The sequence below is a fragment of the Spirulina sp. CS-785/01 genome (assembly GCF_028330525.1).
In the GTDB taxonomy this organism is placed as follows: Bacteria; Cyanobacteriota; Cyanobacteriia; order Cyanobacteriales; family Spirulinaceae; genus JAQMSD01.
In genome coordinates this window covers 1-2741 of record NZ_JAQMSD010000051.1, presented here as the reverse complement: position 1 = coordinate 2741, position 2741 = coordinate 1, and the positions used below count along the sequence as shown (strand labels likewise).

General features: G+C 46.2%; 2 protein-coding genes and 1 pseudogene. All 3 read right to left on the bottom strand.

Features of this window, described 5'->3' with window-relative positions; translation table 11 throughout:
- Positions 1-1518, bottom strand: a 1518-nt coding sequence (locus PN462_RS02630; protein WP_272126359.1) for a DUF4114 domain-containing protein, incomplete at its 3' end; no start/stop codon positions are given.
- A 220-nt stretch (positions 1519-1738) separates the two neighbouring features.
- A complete protein-coding gene (locus tag PN462_RS02625; RefSeq protein ID WP_272126360.1) occupies positions 1739-2200 on the bottom strand; it encodes a helix-turn-helix domain-containing protein in 462 nt (153 codons plus the stop codon).
- 167 nt (positions 2201-2367) lie between these two features.
- A pseudogene (locus PN462_RS02620) lies at positions 2368-2741 on the bottom strand (hypothetical protein); the annotation flags it as partial.

Sequence of the window (2741 nt, the reverse complement as noted above, 5' to 3'; positions counted from 1 at the left end):
CCCTCGACCATAACTAGAATAGTCAGCCCGGTCTAACCCCTCGGCAGCCCCAACGGTGATAATATTGTCAAACTCCTGAGAAGCCTGTCCTAATGCAGACATCACTCCCCCATCATTCCCTGCCGCCGCGACAATTAACACCCCATTTTGTCGCGCATATTCAATGGCTTCTCGTTCGGTGGGGGTAAACTCATAACGAGTGGTGACATTCCCTTCACTATCCATTTGAGTTAAATCTAAACTCAAATTCATCACCGCATTGGGTTGGCCAGACTCCTGCGCGGTATCCACAAACTCCACTAAAGACTCTGCCCAGTTGCCTGAACCCACGGCACGACCGACCCATAAGGGGGCATCGTCATTTACACCATCAATGCCAATATTATTATCTCGCTCTGCACCAATAATGCCTAAGATATGAGTTCCGTGTTCGTTCCCTTCTCCGGACTCTAATAAGGGGTTATCATCTCCGTCTATCCAGTCTTTCCCTAATGTAATTTTGTCGTAGTCTAAGTCAGGATTATTGCTGCTAACTCCTGTATCAAGGACTCCCACTAAAGGTTGGTTTTCTGGAGGAAAAGTCTCAAGTTCCGGTTCAGGTTCAGGTTCAATGACTTGGGACTTTGCGTATTCTACCAACTCTTGACCCAATTCCCCGTCGCGCCAGTCGTCCTCGGCCTCCATCATTCCCTGTTCAATAAATTCATCTATGGTGGGGGCATCTCCTGTCCCCCCTTGGATTTGGAAGATTAAATCATTGTAGTCTTGGTCATACCAGCTATGGCCGGCTTGTACGTCCTCCATCACGAAAGTGTTGCCGTCTCCTGTAACATCGGCAATTTGTCCGAAATGGAGGGTATCATCAGGGTTGGCTGTGCCTAGGGAGAATAAGGGGGCTTTTGTCCCACTTACAGCCGGGTTTTCAACCACCTGTTCGACTGTGCCATCGGGGACTAACATTACGCCAAATTTGTCTCCTGGACGCATAGAGACGGTTTTTACTCCTTGGTATTCTCCAGAGTTCCAATTTTTGCTTTCGCCTAAACTACCTTCAAATTTAGCCCCCTCAGTTCTGTCGCTAATGACAATATGACCGAGTTCGGAGTCACTGGCCGCACGAATGGCGGCTTCTTGGACAAATTCTTCTGAAGCGGGTTCAAATTGGTCCATCCCTTCTAAACTGAAGAGGGCCACTTCTCCTTTAAATTTCCCACCATCAAAGAGAAAGTCGATGCCCACTTCTCCCGTTTCTCCCACGGTGAAGACTCCGGCATTATAGTCGTCTGCAAAGGAGTTGGCGAGGGGGATAAATTCTAGGTCGTCGTTGGAGTCTAGGGTTGTTGTGTTGCTTAACGAGGGGTCATTCACCGAAGTCGGGTCAACGTCTGGGGAAGCATCGGCAGCATCTACGCTGGTGGGGTCATCGAGATCAAATAATCCACTCGGAGTGAGGATAGGTTCGAGAATGAAGGATTGGATTTGATTTTGCTTTTGGGAGTTGCGTTTTTTGCCGAACATGGTGAGATGTCCCTTGAACAACGATGGTGGGTGATAAGAGGGAGTGGATTATCCTTCTCATTTAGTTCTCTTGGGGGAACTGGATTTTTTATGCAGGAGAATGGGAATTTTTACAAAACTACACATTCTCGGTGAGGATGGATAGGGATAAGGATTTTTTCCTAATCTCAAAGTAATACAGCTTTCCGATGTTGAGGATGAAGATTATGTAGCGTTTTGGCTAAAATTCTGTGAAGATTAGATGAAGTTGTGGGGAAAGGGTTGACAAAATCAAGCACGTAGTATCCAGTTTTTGGTTAAGTTGGAGTTGCCAGTGTTGATAGAGTTGTCTAATTTTTAGCCCCGAAAGCATGAAGGGCGATCGCTCACAGCCAATCAGCGATCGCGCTACTGAAATCAGATGGCTATAGCAAGAGTACATGATTCGTCCAAATAATTCGGCTAAATTCCCATTCCGTAAGGGGTCTTTTCCCCTTTTATGCGTTTTCCGATTTTTCCGTTTGTTCTTGAGTCCTGACACTCCTTCTTGGTTATATTGAGCGAGAACTTTATGGGCATATTGATAGCTGACTCCTACTGCGATCGCCGTATTTTTTACAGTCCACCCCAAGGCAATTTTCCAAAGTATCTGCCATCGCCTTTTTTCTACTGGCTCATCTGTTTTTTGGTATTTTTCTCGGATAGCATCTAAACTTAAATGAGGGGCTAAGTAGGCTTTTCTCGGTATAAAACTGATTCTCCTGATTATTCTTAGGGTATTTTACTACTAAATTAACCGAATTCCGTATTAACCCGTTTTTAACGGGTTTAAACTCTTAGCCTTGGGTTGAAACCCAAGGTGTATTTTTACTATTCAACCTTTTCTTGTTCCGTTACTACTGAACCATCAACCCCTAACCGTAACCGTAATTGCAGGGAATTAGACGAGAGGGGAGAGACAAATGGTTGTCCTAATAAAGGCATCCCAGTTTGGTCTAAATAGGTTTTGGCAGCCTCATTTAAAGGGGTAATGCGTTCTAATTCTCCCTGTTGATTTAACTGTAAACGGTAGTCTAAAGGCTGTTCTAAAGGGGCGGGGGGTTGCCATTGTTGTTGAAAATAACGCTGGACTTCCGCTACTTGGGGGGCAGAGGGACGACGGGTGATAGACTCGCTCTCTTGGGCTTCAGAAAGGGAGGCCGGGGGGACGGTGGCCACGGGAGAACGGGTGATGGACTCCTGTT